The following is a 19,273-nucleotide window of genomic DNA, read 5'->3' as shown; positions in this document are numbered from 1 at the left end:
AGGAGGGGATATGACACTATCCATTATGGATTTCGAATCGCTCCCATAAATAATATTGTTTCTGTTTCATCATCTACAATGGCTAGGAAAAAGGGCCGGTCAACCCTCATGTAGAATGGTCCATCCAAAGTAGCCGATTCTGTGACCACTCCAACAGAGGTAGAGGCAGCTGCCTCGGTACCTTCTTCATTCACTTCCAGGAATGTCTTTTGTTTCACTTCACTAATCCAAATAGGATCCTTCTCTTCAATCATCCGTGTGAAATCAGCGTTATAATCAAAGGCAGACTCCATCCCAAGTTCTTTTAATATATCATTCAAGACTAGTTCATATTCCAATTCAAATGAAGGTAGGTAAACTGTTCCTTCTTTTTCCTTGAAATCTCCTGTCCATTTCTTCCAATTATCATAAGTCAGCATTTCCAAAAATCCCTTTAAGTCCTTTTCTTCTTTTGGCAAGAATACTTTCATGCTCATTTCTTCATTTCCATATGGTAGCGATACAGCTTGAAAATCATCAGTAGCTAGGTATGCTAATTCTTCCTCAAGCATCATGAGCGGTATTTCTTTGGATGTTTCATCATCAAGATAAAAAGAGCTCACTTCTGTTCTTTTCTTATTAAATTCATACTTCCATTCACCTTTGAAATAAATCGCATTTAGAAGAATAGCCACCGTATCAGAATCGAGTGGTGATGTTATGACCTCATCAATCTTCTGATTGGTGGAACGCTTGATCCAATCATTCATTTCGTTTACTGTATCATCAGTAGAAATATCGAATTCCTCTATGTGTGCATTGAAATAATCCCGATTTAATTGAGCAAAATCCTCTTGGAAGGAAAATCGATTATTTAACCAGATGGAATTCGCTACATGTAGTTGAATATGGTCTGAATCTCGATGAAGAATGTCCATCCATGAAGCATTGGCCTTACTCAGCTCCAGTGAGTCCATTCCGTTACGATGTAAGACAGCATTCATTTCATCTAAGGTATTGCCATCTGCACCGTTTTGGACCATCGACAACGCCATGAATAAACTTATCGGCGAGAGGAATAGATTTCCATCTTGCTTTAATTCTTCAGAAGCTAGTAAGTCGAATCCTAATTGATTGTTATGTAAAACAACCTTCTGATAATCTTTACGACCAAACTCTACATCCTCGTTAATGATCGAACTATTCCTTTCTTGTCCACAGCCAATTAGTAATAATAATATTCCGCCATAGCAAATCCATAATATACATTGCTTTTTCACCAAGACCACCTCCGTAACGAATAAGACGATACAATTTAAGCAAATGTTTCAATTAGTTAAGACTGGGGACAAGATGGTTAACAAGCCTGTCCCCCTTCCTAACCTTACTTCATCTTCTCTGGCAGTGCATGAATCGACTCAATCAATAGGTTCAGCTTCCCTTCGATACGATGCAGTAAATAAAACGTTACCGCTACTGGAAAGCCTAGTTCTGTGATGAGTGATATCCAATTTTCCACCTTGCTCACCTCCATACAAGTAAAAAAGAGGCTACCTTGCGCTTAAGGTAACCTCCCTCATCGTTAGACTAATTCAATTTCTTCCACTGTGCGGTCAACGATACGTGCACTATGCTTCGCTACTAAATCCCCGCCACTTGATGTGAATGCGTTTTGGGCAATGATTTCATCCATCGCTTCTGAAACGCTAACAGGATCAACTGGCTCGATTGGTTGCTCCAATGAATAGGTTACAATTTTACCGTCCGTATTTTCGAACTTTAATTCTAGTACCTTCACGTAAGCTCCTCCTTTCTCCTATATTCCAAGCCGCTTCGCAATAGTCCCTTAACCTTGACGAATATCAGAACTATCCTTACGCTCGATGTTAAATAATGGACGCTCCTGCAATCCAGCAAACGCATTTGCAATTGCATAAAGCTGATCTGGTGTTGCGTCTGTTTTCACATTGTTAAAGCTCTTTGCTTTATAAATAGGACTCCCATTAACTGGGTCATTCCCATCATGAAACACCAGACGCAGCTGAGAATTCATTAAATCTGCCACTGCCATGCTCAAGCACCTCCTTTCACTACTATAATCGTGAGAAAGGAGGAAAAGGGGGCAAAGAATTCAAAAAAAATTTATGCGCTATGCTGTTCGATATCATGCAAATTTAATATCACTTTCCTAAAGGAATTTTCGATTATATAAAAGCAGTTGAATAAAATTCCTTGCCACAGGTAGCAGAACACTACGTCTGATTTACGTGTCTTAAAGCTCTCCCGCTGAATCACCGAGCATGTGATGAACCTTTTCCACTTCTTCATCCGGAATAAGGAGATAATAGACACCATCCATTTCTTCTATGCTCCCTTGAAGCATATAGCTCGATACTGCTTTATGACCATCAGTGTAGTTCTCAATGAAATCCTTCATCAAGTCAACATGCAAATTGGTTCTCACATTCGCTAACATAAAATCTAGTAAAACCTCTAGCTTATGTATCGTTAGCTCCTTCGTACTTGTATCGATTATGGCATCTAGGACTTGACGATGTCTTATTATTTGAGTAAGGTCATCCATAGGGTTATCAGCGAGCTTCTGAAGATATCGCATTGCCTGTGTACCACTCAAATGAAGCTCACCACTAGCAAAGTGAACACCATCTACTTCAAAGTCCAACTGATTGTCTATCATAATACCACCGAGGGAATCAACTAAATCCGCTATACCAGTTAGGTTCAATTGAACATAGTAATCTAGCTCCATATCGAGTAAATTCTCCACGGATTCCACTACCATTTCAACTCCTCCATTAGCAAACGCATGTGCTAATTTACCCTCCGTATCCTCGCTCATCATACTTACCCGTGTATCCTTGTGAATGTTAATCAGCTTAATCGAATCTGTACTTGGATTTAAGGATAAAACAACGATTGAATCGGCTCTACCTATATCTCCGGCACGTTGCTCTACTCCTAGAAGAAGAAAGTTAAGTCTCTCCTTATTAGCAAGCTTTTCCTTTGAACGCTCGTGGTCAATTGTTGAAAGAGGTTGATACATACAATCATGAAAGGTTTCCATTACACTACTATAATAGTTATCTATATGAACTACTGTTATAATGACGCATAAGATGACAGCTCCTATACTAATGGTTAGCCAATGTAGTTTTGTTTTTTCAGACTGTTTGGAATTGGACATTCTCGCCTACCTCATTCGAATTTAGAATTTTCTTTATAATTTATTTTATTATACATTTTTTAGGAGGGTTTTACCATTTATTATTGATAATAATTGGAAGACTTGCTAGTATGATAAATTACTTGTAGAGGAATATATGAGGAATTAATCGAATTTACATTTTCTTATTATTTATTAAGTATTGGTGGAACTATGCTATTATGATACTAATAACTGGAGGTGCATGTAGGATGAGGAAGGTTATCACATATGGTACATTTGATTTACTTCATACTGGACATATTAATCTACTCAGGCGAGCTAAGAATTTAGGTGATTATCTAATCGTAGCCGTGTCTACAGACGAATTTAACCAGTTAAAAAATAAAAAAGCGTATCACAGCTTCGACAATAGAAAAGCGATCGTAGAAGCAATTCGCTATGTCGATGAAGTCATCCAAGAGAACACTTGGGAACAAAAGATTGATGATGTCATTAAACATGAGATTGATGTATTCGTGATGGGTGACGACTGGGAAGGGAAGTTTGATTTCTTAAGGGAGTATTGTGAAGTTATCTATTTACCAAGGACCATCGGCATCTCCACCACAAAGATAATGCAAGATTTATGTAACGACAATAACCGATAAAAAAGTACCTGTACGAAAAAAAGAAGACATTGGATTTTGGGCCATATTTAACAAGCCAAAGATTTCAATTATACGCGTTTACGATTAAAGTGTCCTCTAATAGAAAGAAGCTCCCATTGAAAGTGCCAATGGAGCTTCTGTTATTAGTCCCTGCTAAACACATCTCTTGTATAAACTTTATCTTTCACATCTCTTAATTCTTCCGAAAAACGGTTAGCAACAATGACATCACTAATCTGTTTAAATTCTTCAAAGTCATTAACCACACTTGAATTTATAAATGTACTTTCCTTTAAGGTAGGTTCATAAATAACAACATCAACACCATGGTCTTTAATTTGTTTCATCACATCCTGTATTGCCGATTCTCTATAATTATCCGAACCAGATTTCATTGTTAGCCTAAAAATTCCAACCGTTTTTGGTTTTCGTTCCAAAATCATACGAGAAATATGGGTTTTTCTAGTGTCGTTTGCTTCAACAATAGCCTTAATAATAACATTCGGTACATCTTTATAATTAGCTAAGAGCTGTTTCGTATCTTTTGGTAGACAATAGCCACCATACCCAAAGGAAGGATTATTGTAGTGATCGCCAATTCGCGGATCTAATCCAACTCCCTCAATTATTTGACGAGTATTTAGCCCCTTTATTTCTGCATACGTATCTAGCTCATTAAAGAAAGAAACCCTCATAGCAAGATAGGTATTGGCGAAAAGTTTAATAGCTTCAGCCTCTGTTGAATTTGTAAAAAGAACCGGAATATCTTCCTTAATAGCTCCCTGTACTAGCAAATCAGCAAAAGTTTTTGCTCGATCTGATTGCTCCCCAACTATAATTCTAGAAGGATACAAATTATCGTACAGAGCCTTCCCTTCTCTTAAAAATTCTGGTGAGAAAATAATCTTATCTGTATTAAACTGCTTTCTAACTTTATCCGTAAATCCAACCGGAATAGTAGACTTTATTACCATTACAGCATTAGGATTTATCGACAACACTTTCTCTATTACATTCTCCACACTACTAGTGTCAAAATAGTTTTTATCAGGATGGTAGTTGGTTGGTGTAGAAATGATTACATAATCTGCATGTTGAAAAGCTAGGGTATCATCAGTTGTTGCAGTTAAGGATAATTGTCTTGAAGTTAAATATTCCGCAATCTCTTTGTCTTCTATCGGAGATTTTCTATTATTAATCATATCTACTTTATCTTTCACTATATCTAGTGCAATTACTTCATTATGCTGAGCTAATAAGATAGCGTTGGATAGTCCGACATATCCAATGCCAGCTACTGTTATATTCATTGTAGTCACTCCTTAAAATTCCTCTCCTAATTATACCATTATGTTATAGTGAGTAAGGATAATTTTATTCGTTTTCGTGGACATATACATAAGAAGACAACATCTCCATTAAGCAAATGTCCCAGCGTTTACTATATAGGGTAACCTATTACTTTTCCAATATTCTTTGTAATATCCATACACAACCTACATTGTGTGACAATTCACATACTAATCCCATTAAATAAGTTTCTAACCTAAATTGGTTACTATTAATAAGTTGTAGTTGAAATGATCTAAATATGCTAGAATAGTTTGTGTCTTTTGAAACATCTTTAGTTAAGTTTCGTCTAATGTAATGACAGTTTTTTCATGTACATGTAATAAATTTTTAATGTACGAGTGTCTTAATTCATAGTAAAATAAAGGATAGCTTTTAATCTACAAGTCTTTTAAGAAAAAGGGGAAAAATTAAAATGGTTAAACAGGATTCCGACCAGTCTCGGATGGTACAACGAAAGAAAAAAAGAAAGTTAAGGAAAAGAGTATTTATACTCTTAGTGCCACTACTGGTTATATTTGCTGGAGTTGGCTACGCTATATCTTTATATATAAAGGCAGACGCTGCTATTACCGACTCATATGAAGATGATGGAAGAGAGAAGTCCAAATTTAGGGATGTGGTTGTAGATCCTAATGTGGATAATGTATCGATTTTAATTATTGGTGTTGATGAAAGTGACCATCGTGCTAACGAAGGAAACTCAAGATCCGACGCATTAATTCTAGCCACTTTGAATAAAAAAGATAAAAGTGTAAAATTATTAAGTATCCCTCGTGATTCTTATGTTTATATACCAGAGGTTGGTTATGAAGATAAAATCGCTCATGCCCATGCATTCGGTGGGGTAGAAGCATCAATTGAAACAGTAGAAAATTTATTAGAAATACCTGTCGACTATTATGTGAAGGTCAACTTCCACGCTTTTGTTGAAGTAATTGATGCAATTGGTGGTATTACAGTTGAAGTACCATATGAATTTTGGGAATCCAATTCAGAAGACAAGAAAAATTCTATCCACCTATTACCAGGTGAGCAAGTATTAGACGGTGAAGAGGCACTAGCTTTAGCTCGTACTAGAAAGCTAGATAACGATATAGAACGTGGAAAACGCCAAATGGAAATCATCAAAGCAGTAGTTAAAGAATCCATGTCTGCTAGTTCCATTCTAAAACTAGGAGATGTGATTGAAGCAGTAGGGTCCAACATGACAACAAATATGACATTTGATGAAATGACAAGTTTAGTTTCCTATGCCTTAAATGGAGACGGCCTGGATATGGAATCGATGACCGTACAAGGTTCAGATTATCAACCAGGATCGGTTTACTACTGGCAGTTAGATCAAACATCACTTTATGATGTAAAAACACTGCTTAAGAACCATTTGGAGTTGGAAAATACTGAAGTAGTCAACCAATCTATAGATAATAGTAATAGTACTCCTTAAGTATAGATAAACTCAATCTAGGTACCGCTCCCTAAAAGTAAATCTTTTAGGGAGCGGTACTTTTTATTATCCCTAGTTTTAATTTCCATCTCCTTAGAAATATTTCCATTCCATTATGAATATCTACGTTTCTCATGATATTTAACCAAACTAAAAATCCCACTGAAAGTAAGATTTGAAACTCTCCCTTTCAGTGGGCATTACCGCTTAAGATTAAGTTGTTCTTTCTTATTTTACCCTTGGTCCCTTACTAAATAAGGATATCTTTCGTAAGCTATTTAATAGCGGCTGTCGGTTATCACGTGTAATCCCTGCTAATTCAGAAATTAACTGGATTCCTAAACTAATAAAAAAGCAAATAGCTAATGAAGTAAGGAGCCTTGTACTGTTAAATATAATTGCCATACTACCAAAAAACGCACTAAATCCGTATATAATAAGTACTGTAGTACGATGTGAATATCCCATTTTAATTAAACGATAGTGGATATGATCTCGGTCAGCAGTAGCAATGCCCTGCCTGTTCAGAATTCTTCTTATTATGGCAAGAACGGTATCAAAAGCTGGGACAGCTATTACGATAATAGGAATAATAAAGCTAAAGAAGGCAACATTCTTAAATAGACCTAGCATGGATATAATTCCAATAGAATAGCCTAAAAATAATGCCCCGGTGTCTCCCATAAATATCTTGGCTGGATAGAAGTTGTGGAATAAAAAACCTAGACAACTTCCAATTAAAATAATGCATAATGACACGACTATTAAACGCGCGTCCATTATCCCCATAACTAACATACTAATTAACGCAATCGCTGAAACGCCAGCAGCCAATCCATCTAACCCATCAATCAGGTTAATTGCGTTAGAAGCAGCAACAATCCAAATGATTGTTAGTACGATTCCGAAATAATCTATATAAACTGTTCCAATAAAAGGAATGGTCAATTTTTCTATAATTAATCCAGAGGAGACCACTACAACTGCAGCCATAATTTGACCAGTCAGTTTAAGTAACGGTTTCAGGTTAAAAATATCATCTATCAAGCCAGTAATAATCATAATCACTGCACCAATGATAATGGCGTTCATGTGCGGGTCATATGGCTTCAAATATAGAAACCCCACTGAAGCACCAATAAAAATAGCTAACCCACCCATACTCGCACGCTCTTTATCATGCATTTTTCTGTCTTGGTCTGGTTTATCAATGCTATTACACCTATATGCTATTTTTTTGATTAGAGGAGTAATGAATAAAGTGGTTAATGTTGCTATACAAAAAGCGATAATTAATTCCTTCACATTAAACATAATGCACCAACTCTAATAATTTTTTTCTATTAGTATTCTAACATATTATTCGAAATGTAGCTCTTAATTTTGAGGTGTAACCATGATAATTAAAACTTGATAGAATATTGTATTCTAGTAAAGGAATGAGAAAGTAAAAAGTCTAGTTCTCCATCGTAACGAAGAACTAGACTTATAGATTACTTGTAAACTGGTATATCGAAAATTAGTTTATAATTTCCTTTATCATAAATCCTTTTGTAATTGGAGATTTGTTTCGATGCCCAGGCTATGTCTGTTGCATACTGATGAGATGCTCTACCATTCTTATCCATAGAAGGTGTATTCCAGCGCATTAAATATAACGTATGCTGTCCAGCATAAATATAGGAGTTCCCAGCAAATTGCGCACCACCCATTATGGCATCATCAACAGTAAACCATTCTTCAGCAATCGCTCTTTGTGTACCACAATCCTTAGCACAGCCATCGAAAGCACCAATACCGAAAAAGTTATATACCGGCTTACCATTATGCTTAATTTCACCTGTAGATAAAGGTGATTTACCTCTTCCTGTTTCAAGAAGCGCATGGGATACTAAATAAATTTCATTAATATCCGCAATTCGTGCTGCCTCTCTAAATACTTCACCTTTACCTTCCAATACCCCAGCACCTACAAGAAGTTCATTAAGTTCTGAAGCTGGAACTCCTGTAAAATGGCGTAAGTCTAGGAATTGGTATTTCTGTGTTGCATCATTAGCAAAATTCGTTGGATCCAAGTAGTATTTCGTATCTTCTGGATTCGCGTCTCTCCATGCATAACTTAGTTGTACTTTATGCCAAAGATTCCCTTCCTCTTTCACAGTGAATATAGTACCTGGATCTACTGTTTGATAGATGGACGTACTAGTACTTTGACCAGCTCTAACATTTACTCTACCATTAGTGATTCCTACTTTCCCACTAACAGCCGCTAATGAGCTGTGAACATATACCACTTCACCTTGATATTGTCCCTTGATCCATCTAGTACTTCCATCATACATGCTTCCTGTAACATTATCATCTAACACGACAAACTGAGTACCTGCTTCAACACTAGTGAATATATTCCCATTTTTTATTTCTGGGGATAAACGCAGATTGACAACTATCCCAGTAATTCTACCACCGCTGTATACATCTAAATACTTGCTACTAATATAGCCAGTTGAGTTATCGGTTTGAGGAGCTGGGTTTTTTAATGCCATTTGTAATTCCAATGCCTTATCAAGCGTTATATTATATTGTGTTTTCATATATATTTCTTTAACACTAGCAGCCTCTTCCAGTACAGCTAACGTAATCTCATCCGCTATTCCACTTACAGGTAAGCCATAATCTCTTTGGAACTGTTTTAATCGCGTTTCTGTCCAATCACCAAAGTAATCTGAGACCTGAATATTATTATATCCCAAATAATTCAAGTACTCTTTAATGGTAATGATATAATTATCCCGATTTCCTAGTTGATACGGACTAGCAAGAATAGAATTCACCTTTGCTAAGGTAACCTCATCCGCTATTCCATTCACTCTTAATCCGTAATGCTTCTGAAAGTTTGTCACTGCTTGTGCAGTCGAAGCATCATACGTGCTTGTTGAATCCAATGGACCAAAGCCTAATCTGTCTAGGTTCGCTTTGAGAGTTGCTGTATCTTTGTGCTGTTTACCAACTTGGAAAGGACTCTCTAGTAGTTCATTTATTTTGGCAATGGTTCTATCATCTGCAATTCCATTTACAACTAAACCGTAATATTCTTGGAATGCTTTTACTTGTTGTACTGTAAATGAGCCATATAATGTTGAAACTGTAATGTAACCAAATCCAAGTTGATTTAGGTTCTCTTTTAACGTTACCGTGTCATTATGGCGCTTCCCTTCCTGGAAAGGACTATCTACAATACTTAAAATCTTTTCTAAAGTAGCAAAATCAGCAGACCCTGTTACATTTAGACCATAATACTCTTGAAACTCTCTTACTTTTTTCGTAGTGAAGTCTCCATATAGCGCAGTTAGGGAAATATTACCAAAACCAATACTATTTAGATGTTTCTTTAACACAACAATTCCATCATGTCTTTGCCCTGGTTGGAATGTTGTTTCTAATACTTCATCAATCTTGGCAATCGTATTAGGTTCAGCAATACCACTCACAGGTAGTCCATGGTCTTTCTGGAATTTTCTCACCATTTTTTCTGTGAAGGATCCATATAAATCCGTAACCGTAATATATCCATAATCTAACCAATTCAGTTTATGTTTTAATTGGATTAAATCATCATGGCGCTTATTTAATTGAAGTGGACTATTTAGAACCTCATCAAGTTTATCTAAAGTAGCTGCATTGATGGTTCCTGTTACTTCAATTCCATAATATTCTTGGAACTGTTTTACACGTGTTTCGGTCCAGCTACCAAAATAGTTTGTCTCTTGAATTCCACTAAAACCGATTTTATTTAGCCCGTTTTTCACGGTGACTAAGATATCATGACGATCTCCTAGCTTATACCCTTTATCCATGAATTCATCTAGTTTTTGGATTGTATATGCATCCGCAATACCATTAGGTTTTAATCCAATAAACTCTTGAAACTGCTCGACACGTGTTTTTGTCCAACTACCGTATAAATCAGTTTCTGATATTCTATCAAAGCCCATACGGTTTAATTTCTTCTTTAATTCAATAATTGCTTCGTCCCGATCACCAACCTGGAATGAATTATTTACTATTTCATCCAGTTTAGACAAGGTTTCAGCATTTGCTCTTCCTGTAACTTTCAAACCATAATTAGCTTGAAACTGTTCTATTCTAGTTTTAGTCCAGCTTCCGAATAAATCGGTTTCTGATATTCTATCAAACCCGATCGTATTTAGTTTCCTTTTCATGTTAACTAAGGAATGATGTCGATCTCCTACACCATAGCCAACTTCTAAAAACTCATCTAGCTTTTGTCTAGTATAAGCATCCGCTATACCATTATCTTTTAGACCGATAAAGCTTTGAAACTGTTTAACTCGTGTCTCAGTCCAGCTTCCATAATTAATAGTTAAGCTAATTCCATCAAAACCCATTAGATTTAATTTTTTCTTTAAATCAATAATTTCTTCGGAACTTCCCCCAAGCTGAAACGGACTATAATAAACTTCATCCAATTTTGCTTGTGTCTCTTCATCTGCTACACCAGTAGCGGATAAACCATAATTGTCTTGGAATTGTTTAACCCGAGTTTCAGTCCAACTACCATACAAATCTGTTTCGCTAATATTATCGAAACCGATAGCATTTAATTTCACTTTTAACTCAATAATGCCTTCATGTCTATCTCCAGGCTTAAATACGGTATAACCGTTTTGGACAGAATTTGTTGTCAGTGTAGATACCTCAGGTTCTTCTGTCTCTTCAGCAGTCACTTCTTCTTGCTGCTTAGACTCTTCTTCTTCGTTAGCAGCCTTTTCCTCTGTCGACTGCTCCACTGGTTCTTCCTCATCCGTTATTTCAGTATCTTGGGGTGATTCAGATTCTTCTTCACTTGATTCCTTTACCTCATCCAACGCTTCTTCATTAGCATCAGATTCTTCTATAACATCCGGTTCTTCTAGTGAATCACCATTTGTTACGGTCTCTTCATCCTCCGAATTTTCAGAATCACCAACGGCTAGTGCATTAATAGGTTGTAGACTAAAGCAGATTATAGAAACCATACTTAATAAGAGCATAAAGGATTTTCTATTTTTCAACTTTAGTTTCACCTCCTTTACTTATTTTATCACTATTCTAGTATCGACCAAATCTAGCATTTTTTCAATAGATTTTGTTGTTATTTGTATTATTTTATCGAATCTTATCCAAGTAAAAAGAGAGACATCCATGAAGGATTGTCTCTCTTCTCATTGATATATTTCATCTACTTTTTCTTTAATCCAAATGACTTTGCAATTGCATCAGCAGTAATTTCACCTAGCCAGTTGCGATATTGTTTACTACTCAACTTTTGATTTTCTGCTTTATTATCAATAAACATATATTCTATTAATAGAGCGGGCATATTGGTATTTCGTAGAACGCTAAAGTTGGCCTGTTTCATTCCTCTATCCATAATATTGATCTTATCAATTAAATAAGAATGAATATCATTTTGCCTTCTAATTGTTTCATTCGTTACTTTTCCATTGTAAATGTAAGTTTCAAAGCCTTTCCCTTGTCCATTAGAGGCATTTAAATGCAGGCTCACAAAGTAATCTGCTCCCCCATTATTTGCCTTATTAGCTCTTTCTTCTAATGGAATAAAAGTATCTGTTTGTCGAGAGTAGTCAACTACTACACCACGATATTTAGATGATAATACTTCTCCTACTCGTAATGCTATATCTAATACGACAGACTTTTCTTTAAGGCTATAGCCTGAAGCTCCTGGATCACTACCTCCATGCCCTGGATCTATGAATATAGTGACTGAGCTGTTTTCCAACGCTTTTACAGTTTCCTTATCCGCAATTCCACTAACAGGTAATCCATAATCTTTTTGGAACTGTTTTAATCGTTTTTCTGTCCAACTTCCAAATAAATCCGTTACGGCGATTCCATCATAGCCAAGTGCATTTAATTTTTGTTTAACTGGAATAACATCTTTATGATGCTTCCCTTTTTGAAGAGGACTATTTATCAATTCATCTATCTTTTTATTGGTCTTATTATCTACTATCCCAGTTACTCGCAGGCCATAATGTTGCTGGAATTTACGTACCTGTTTTTCTGTAAAGGAACCGTATAGGGTAGTTACCGTTATATAGCCAAACCCAAGACGATTTAATTTTTCTTTTAATTGAATCGTCTTTTCACTTCGTACCCCTTTTCGAAAAGGACTTTTTATAATTTCTTCGATCTTAGCCAAGGTCTTTGTATCAGCAATGCCATTTACTTTCAAACCGTAATATTTTTGAAAATTGCTGACTTGTTTTTTAGTAAATGAACCATATAATGTTGATACGGTAATTTTTCCAAACCCTAAACTATTTAAATCTTTTTTTAACTGTTTGGTAGCTTCATTTCGGACCCCTTCTTGAAACGGAGTATTAGCAATTTCGTCTAATAGCTTAAGCGTGTCTATGTTTGCTGTCCCAGTTGCCTTTAATCCATAATACGTTTGAAACTCTGTCAGACGTTTTTTGGTCCAACTACCAAAATAGTTCGTTTCTGCAATTCCGTTGAATCCCAATTTATTCAGTTTCACCTTTAAATCTACAATAGAACTATGACGGTCACCTGCTTGAAAGCCTATTTTTAAAAATTCATCTAGCTTTAGTCTCGTATACGCGTCTGCTATTCCATTATCTTTTAGACCAATATGTCTTTGAAATTGCTTCACCCTTGTTTCAGTCCAACTACCATAATTAGCAGTTAAACTAATACCATTAAATCCAATTGCATTTAGTTTTTCTTTTAAATCAATAATTTGTGAACTTTTACCACCAAGCTGGAAAGGGGAATTATATACCTCATCTAATTTAGATAATGTTTTCTCATCAAGAACCCCTGTTACTCCTAATCCATAATTAGCTTGGAATTGTTTTACTCTTGTTTCAGTCCAACTACCAAAATAGTTTGTTTCACTTATTCTATCAAAACCAACAGCGTTTAATTTTTCTTTAATCCTTATTAGATGAACATTTCTGTCACCTAACTTATACGTCTTTTGTTCTTTTTCTATCAAATCAGTATCCTGCTTTGATAGAACTTCATTTGTAACGTTTTCTTGGATTTCTTGACTTACCTGCTCTTTTGATTCTACTTCATCAGCTGAATGGTGATCAGATTCGGACTCTACTACATTATCATGTTCCTCTTGGTTATCCCTTACTACTTCTTCCTTCTCATCAGTCGAATCCGTACTACCTGAATCATATTCCGTATCATTTTCTACTGGCGTTTCTGTTTCTTCTATACTATCTTCTTTATTTTCTTCTACAAGCTCTTCATCTTCTGTATCTATCACGACATTAGATGATTCAGCAGTAAAATCTTCAACGCCATCGTCAATATTCTCTGCATAGGTTGTTTTGGAATGAATGAATAAAAATATGACTATTGCAAATGATAGAATAATAGCTTTCTTTGTCATTTTCACCTGTAGCTCTCCCCCACTTGTTCACTTCTACCAATTTATTATAGCTCAAACTAGTCACTATCTGCACATCATTTGTAAATTTTTCCTATTTTTCTATTAATAAATGGGAAAGAACTTGGGTCACATGTATTACAGTAAAATAAGCCAAACGCTAAGGAAGTCTGCCCCCTGAAGTTTACTTTGCTATCCAATACAAGGGAGCGACCCTAGCAAAAATAGCCTCGCAGTGTCTGATTTTTCCTCCCTGTATTGTTACGGTTAGTTACTACACTAGTCTCACCCCAAGGGATGCGTTACACCGCAGAATTTTCTCAACATATTCGATCCTCGTCGCTTTAACTTCGTATATTTCACCATAATTTAGCTGATTTTTACTTTTATTCTATTACATATGTCCCAGCTCCCCATGTTTCTATGGTCAAAGTATCAGATCAAATCCAATTTTAATGGGCTGATTAGACAATGTTACGACTTCATCGACAACGTTTTCTACCTTTGATTTTTTGGAGCCCTTAAAGCATAGTTCCTTAAGATCATCTAATACCTTTTCCGTATTACTTATCGCCAGTATCTCTACTGAGCCGTTTTCCAATTTTTTAGCAAATCCTACTATATTCTTTCTTAAAGCTTGTCTTCTAATCCAAGTCAAATAACCAACTTTTTGTACTTTTCCAGAAACGATATATTTCCGAGCATAAACTTGTCCTATAATTGGGTTACTAACAACGATTTGATCTGTAGCCCACTTGCTTAATGGTTCTAAAATGCTATTATAATCAAAATAAAAGTTACTTCTTGGTTTACCTACTGTTTCAGGAAAATAGTAGTCAATAATAGCTCCCGGAACATCTTTTGCTTTCCCACGTAATGGGAATAAGTGAAAACCTATCTCTGCTGTTGCATTAATTTCTAATACGACTCCTTTATCCTTCGAAACCGGGTCTACAATAATATCTACCCCACCATGTGGTATGTCTGGTAGTGCTTTGAAAGCATCTACTGCAATTTGTCTAACTCCTTCAGATAATTCGTCTGTTGCTTCGATTGGATCCCCACCTGAAGATAGATTACTTTTTTCTCTAAGATAAACAACCTCACCTTTTGAAGGGATGGTGTCTGTTGTATAACCAGCCTTTTTAAGAATTTGCTTTACTTCGAAATCAATTTTAATTGGTTTTGGAGCAAGATATGGATTTTTCTTTCTATCTTCATTCTTTTGATCTATTAGCTCTTTTATCGTGTGGATTCCATCACCAACGACATTTGCAGGTACTCGATTTGTAGCACCAACTACTTTATCACCTACTACGTAAATGCGGTATTCTTTACCTGGGTAATACTTTTCAACAAGGTATTCCTTGTAATTATATAATTTCTTTATGTTTTCCAAGATCTCTTTCAGTTCATCCTGATTACTTATATTGGTAAATACGCCTTTACCCATACTTCCATTCAAAGGTTTTAAAACGACCGGGAAACCAATTTCAGTGCAATAGTTAATTATTTCTTCTTCATTATTTGGGTTGAATATATCCCCAATTGGTACTGGTACATTCTTTTGAGCTAATAATTCTTTCGTTTTATCTTTATTCTGACAAATCCGAACTGATTTATTAGAAACAAAGTCTCCTCTTGATCTGAAAAAGTAATGTGTAGACGTATTACTGCTCAACGAGAAAAACTTCCCTTGGGTACTGCTCTTTAGTCTATCTAATTTGCAAAGATCAGTCTCATCTTTATACCAAGTAAGCTTTAATCCCCTTCTCCAACCTTCTAATGCTACTAAATAAGAACAAAGCTTGAATCCAGTTATATCTGAAACAACCTCATGTGTTAAGTGTGGAAACAATTCAACCTTGTTTTGACTCATATTCGATTTCCTCCTAGATGTATTCTTCGGATTACGTTTAAAAAAAGACAAGATATTATACAAATAGCTACCTCCTATTTGGAAACGTATAATCCAACTAATCTTATTCTTCTACTATAACTAAAAATGCGAAAATAGGGTATAATTATATATCGTTTATGCTTTAGTCTTGAGTTTAGATTCTATCTTCATTCAAGGACCTGATTCATTACAAGTAGTCTATCTTTAAATTAATCCATTAGTAAAGAAATAATACATGTATTATTGGATAATAATTTTTCATTTTCCACTTTTATGTTAAAATAAAATAGGCAATCTACATATTAAATAAACATCTATTACCTTGTATTAGGAAGGAATTTGATTATATGAATGAAAGATATTTAAGCCATTTAGAAAACTGTATTCCTGAGAAAGCAAATAATTATATGCTAAGTACTTATAGTATTATATTAGAGGCTTGGCGAAGAGGACTAGAGATTAATATAAAAATCTTATTGGAAAAATCGGGAGCAATAGAACCCTATTATTCCATTTCCGATGGTAATAAAACACATCATTTTTCTGCTACTCGTGGAGATTTAGTTTCTGTTGAAGCTAAAGAATTAACCAAAAACAAACAAACTACTAAAGAGCTTTTATTAAAGAATAATGTTCCAACACCTGTTGGTAAGGAATTTGATGAAACTATCTCAGATCAAGACATTATTCAATATGCTAATACACTTCAATACCCAATAGTCGTTAAACCATTAAACGGAACTGGTGGTAAAGGGGTAATAGCGAACATCAAAAATGAGGATGAGTTAATAGAAGCACTGGAGTACGTAAGAAGAGAGTTAAAACGTCCTCATATAATCGTAGAGAAATATTTTGAAGGTGATGATTATCGACTTTATATCATTGATGGTAAAGTCGTAGGAGCTTTAAAGAGAGTTCGATCACACGTAATAGGTGATGGAAAATCAACTATCAAACAGTTAATTGATAGTAAAAACAAGAAACGTTCTGCTCTTCCTTCATTAACTAATCGTCCTATTACAGTTGATAAGGAAACAAGAACATTATTAAAACGCAAAAACTATGATATGGATACTGTGTTACAAGAAGGAGAAGTCTTCTATCTAAAAACGAAGAACAATGTGTCTGCTGGTGGAGACTCAATTGATATCACCGATAACATTTCCGATAACATTAAACAAATTGCCGTAGCAGCGACAAACAGTATTCCTTCATTACCGCATTGCGGAATTGACATGATAGTTGATGAAAAAAATGATAGTGGTGTCGTAATCGAGATTAACTCTCGAGCACATATAACGCAGCATTTATTTCCTATGGAAGGTGCTGCTAGAGACATTCCATCCCATATCATAGACTTTTACTTCCCAGAAACATTCAATTACAACCGTGCTGAGGCCAATAAGCTCTATATAGATTATGATTTTATTTATGATGCTTGTATAGGTAGGAATGCAGCAGAAATTAAAGTGCCAAAAATATCCAACTTCCCAATTGTCTTAAGGAGATTTCTCATAACAAATTGTGAATATACAGAGGAGTTTGCTCAAAAAGTAAAACGTCTGGCCTTTAACCATAAGATTAATGGGTATATTAAACACTTAGAAAACGGGAATATCGCCATTATAGTTGGTTCAAGTAAAGCAAAACTTGGCATATTTGAGAAAAAGCTTGAAAGCTTAGTAACAAAGAGTGCACCTGGTTCAGAAATAATTAGGAAAGTACGTAAAACACCAATTCAACATGGCTTCCATATTCTAGAGCCAACTACTAACTCGAATGAATCAAATGATATCTCTTATCTGAAGAAATATAGTAATCTAAAAGGAGACTATCAGAGACTGGTTCGTAATTTGCAGAGTATGAACAAAGAGAAAGACTTACAGACATAACGATGAAGCAAAATAAACAACTGAAGAAAAGATTAAAACAGATGGAATCCAGCACCTCGTGGAAAGTAACAAAACCACTAAGAAAAGTACTTAAAGTTTTCAAATAAGAACAATAGTGTTAAAGCACTAAATATCAAGTCCCAAGTAAGTACTAATTGCTTGGGACTTCTTTTCATTTTGGCATGACGGTAAGGTAAGCACAGGAATTTCTACTTCTTCCTTCGGTGTTACTTTTACACGATAAGCTTTTACAATTTCTTATAACTAAAAAGACTATCGAGGGTTTCTCGACAGTCTGAAAGATACTTAAGCTATTCTTATTTTATTTCGATTTCCGGCATCCAATCTTTATATCGATTTGAAATTTCACTATAGACTTCTAAGGAATCAAACTCCCCATGTGGCGTTTTAATATATGGGTTTTTCTGTATATAGTCTACAAACGGATACATTTGGTATCCCCCACCTTTATTAGAATCAACAAATGTCAGATCAAGAATAGGTTTCTTCACTACTGCACCATAAGAATCTTTGCTAATCTCTAGAGATAATACTCCACCTATTTGTCTATAAAGTCCTTTTTGACCTGTATAGAAATTCCCTAACGAATATATGACAAATGTCTTTCTTCCACGAGAGTTCGTAATCCATTCTGCTGGTTGCAATACATGTGGATGGTGACCAATAATTATATCTGCACCTGCATCAGAAATAGAGGCTGCTACCTCTTTTTGAGAAGACACTGGATACAATGGGTACTCTCTACCGAAATGTAAAGAAACAATTACTACATCTGGTGAATGTGCCTCCTTCAAGCGTTCAATCTCTCTTCTGACATCCTTCGTTTGATTTTTAACAATTCTATTTAACAAATAATCTTTGTTTTTTGGTGGATTACTTCCTAGAGTTACACAAGTATAAGATAGGAATGCACACTTAATTCCGTTCTTTTCAATAATTCGATATTTTTTCCGGTCTTTTTCTGATTTATATGAACCCACATACATTAAGCCAATCTTCTCTAAATTTTCAATTGACTTTAGAGCACCTTCTTCACCAAAATCCATTGTGTGGTTATTAGAGTTGGAAACGATATCCGTTCCAAATTGCTTCAAATTCTCAGCCAACTCCACTGGGTTATTAAACTTAGGAAACGATGCTAGTCCTAATTCTTCCCCCGCAACAATCGATTCTAGATTAACCAGCGTAATGTCTCCTGATTTAAGTAATTTTTCTGCTGGAGCCATTTTCTTCGTGAAATCATAGGTACCATTATTCGTTTTACATAAATTATAGATTCTATCATGAAGTAACACATCACCAGTAGCTACAAGTTTTAATTTTGACATATTTTCCCTCCGTTTTAAAGAGAACTGCTAACTTACATATTCTCTTATTATAGAATAACATTTAGT

14 protein-coding genes are annotated in these 19,273 nt (G+C 35.3%); 3 read left to right on the top strand and 11 right to left on the bottom strand.

Features of this window, described 5'->3' with window-relative positions; all coding sequences use genetic code 11:
- Positions 1-23 precede the first annotated feature (23 nt).
- The 5 genes from AAIB49_RS10215 to AAIB49_RS10195 all read right to left on the bottom strand — a co-directional run bounded on the left by AAIB49_RS10215 (position 24) and on the right by AAIB49_RS10195 (position 3,184).
- Complete coding sequence (locus tag AAIB49_RS10215; protein WP_343458013.1) at positions 24-1,259, bottom strand: serpin family protein; 1,236 nt, start codon at positions 1,257-1,259, stop codon at positions 24-26.
- Positions 1,260-1,363: 104 nt separating this feature from the next.
- Positions 1,364-1,498 (bottom strand): YvrJ family protein, encoded by a 135-nt coding sequence (locus AAIB49_RS10210; protein WP_343458012.1) that lies wholly within the window; start codon positions 1,496-1,498, stop codon positions 1,364-1,366.
- A gap of 63 nt (positions 1,499-1,561) precedes the next feature.
- Complete coding sequence (locus tag AAIB49_RS10205; RefSeq protein ID WP_343458011.1) at positions 1,562-1,777, bottom strand: DUF2922 domain-containing protein; 216 nt, start codon at positions 1,775-1,777, stop codon at positions 1,562-1,564.
- A gap of 48 nt (positions 1,778-1,825) precedes the next feature.
- The gene (locus AAIB49_RS10200; RefSeq protein ID WP_339213253.1) at positions 1,826-2,050 is read right to left on the bottom strand and encodes a DUF1659 domain-containing protein; all 225 of its coding nucleotides are present in this window, start codon (positions 2,048-2,050) and stop codon (positions 1,826-1,828) included.
- Between the two features lie 201 nt (positions 2,051-2,251).
- On the bottom strand, positions 2,252-3,184 hold the full coding sequence (locus AAIB49_RS10195; RefSeq protein WP_343458010.1) for an LCP family glycopolymer transferase: 933 nt from the start codon (positions 3,182-3,184) through the stop codon (positions 2,252-2,254).
- A gap of 230 nt (positions 3,185-3,414) precedes the next feature.
- Here AAIB49_RS10195 and tagD point away from each other — a divergent pair, with 230 nt between their 5' ends.
- Positions 3,415-3,813 (top strand): glycerol-3-phosphate cytidylyltransferase, encoded by a 399-nt coding sequence (gene tagD, locus AAIB49_RS10190; protein WP_186868395.1) that lies wholly within the window; start codon positions 3,415-3,417, stop codon positions 3,811-3,813.
- A gap of 143 nt (positions 3,814-3,956) precedes the next feature.
- Here tagD and AAIB49_RS10185 read toward each other — a convergent pair whose 3' ends face one another.
- Complete coding sequence (locus AAIB49_RS10185) at positions 3,957-5,123, bottom strand: nucleotide sugar dehydrogenase (RefSeq protein WP_211741155.1); 1,167 nt, start codon at positions 5,121-5,123, stop codon at positions 3,957-3,959.
- A 455-nt stretch (positions 5,124-5,578) separates the two neighbouring features.
- On the opposite strand from AAIB49_RS10185, the gene AAIB49_RS10180 reads away from it, so the two are divergent.
- Positions 5,579-6,613 (top strand): LCP family protein, encoded by a 1,035-nt coding sequence (locus tag AAIB49_RS10180; protein WP_186868393.1) that lies wholly within the window; start codon positions 5,579-5,581, stop codon positions 6,611-6,613.
- 228 nt (positions 6,614-6,841) lie between these two features.
- Here AAIB49_RS10180 and AAIB49_RS10175 read toward each other — a convergent pair whose 3' ends face one another.
- The 4 genes from AAIB49_RS10175 to AAIB49_RS10160 all read right to left on the bottom strand — a co-directional run bounded on the left by AAIB49_RS10175 (position 6,842) and on the right by AAIB49_RS10160 (position 15,945).
- Positions 6,842-7,927: a glycosyltransferase family 4 protein gene (locus AAIB49_RS10175; RefSeq protein WP_343458009.1), complete on the bottom strand. Its 1,086-nt coding sequence runs from the start codon at positions 7,925-7,927 to the stop codon at positions 6,842-6,844.
- A gap of 179 nt (positions 7,928-8,106) precedes the next feature.
- Positions 8,107-11,688: a peptidoglycan-binding protein gene (locus tag AAIB49_RS10170; RefSeq protein WP_343458008.1), complete on the bottom strand. Its 3,582-nt coding sequence runs from the start codon at positions 11,686-11,688 to the stop codon at positions 8,107-8,109.
- 167 nt (positions 11,689-11,855) lie between these two features.
- Positions 11,856-14,069 (bottom strand): peptidoglycan-binding protein, encoded by a 2,214-nt coding sequence (locus tag AAIB49_RS10165; RefSeq protein WP_343458027.1) that lies wholly within the window; start codon positions 14,067-14,069, stop codon positions 11,856-11,858.
- A gap of 424 nt (positions 14,070-14,493) precedes the next feature.
- The gene (locus tag AAIB49_RS10160) at positions 14,494-15,945 is read right to left on the bottom strand and encodes an acylphosphatase (RefSeq protein WP_343458007.1); all 1,452 of its coding nucleotides are present in this window, start codon (positions 15,943-15,945) and stop codon (positions 14,494-14,496) included.
- 368 nt (positions 15,946-16,313) lie between these two features.
- On the opposite strand from AAIB49_RS10160, the gene AAIB49_RS10155 reads away from it, so the two are divergent.
- Positions 16,314-17,858, top strand: a complete 1,545-nt coding sequence (locus tag AAIB49_RS10155) for an ATP-binding protein (protein WP_343458006.1) — start codon at positions 16,314-16,316, stop codon at positions 17,856-17,858.
- Between the two features lie 317 nt (positions 17,859-18,175).
- Here the strand turns inward: AAIB49_RS10155 and AAIB49_RS10150 are convergent, their stop codons facing one another.
- Entirely contained in the window at positions 18,176-19,207 is a 1,032-nt protein-coding gene (locus AAIB49_RS10150) for a CapA family protein (protein ID WP_343458005.1), read from the bottom strand.
- Positions 19,208-19,273 lie beyond the last annotated feature (66 nt).

It is taken from the genome of Ornithinibacillus proteolyticus (assembly GCF_039581225.1).
In the GTDB taxonomy this organism is placed as follows: domain Bacteria; phylum Bacillota; class Bacilli; order Bacillales; family Amphibacillaceae; genus Ornithinibacillus; species Ornithinibacillus massiliensis.
Note: the sequence above shows the minus strand (reverse complement) of the source record. Positions and strands in the feature narration are given on the sequence as shown.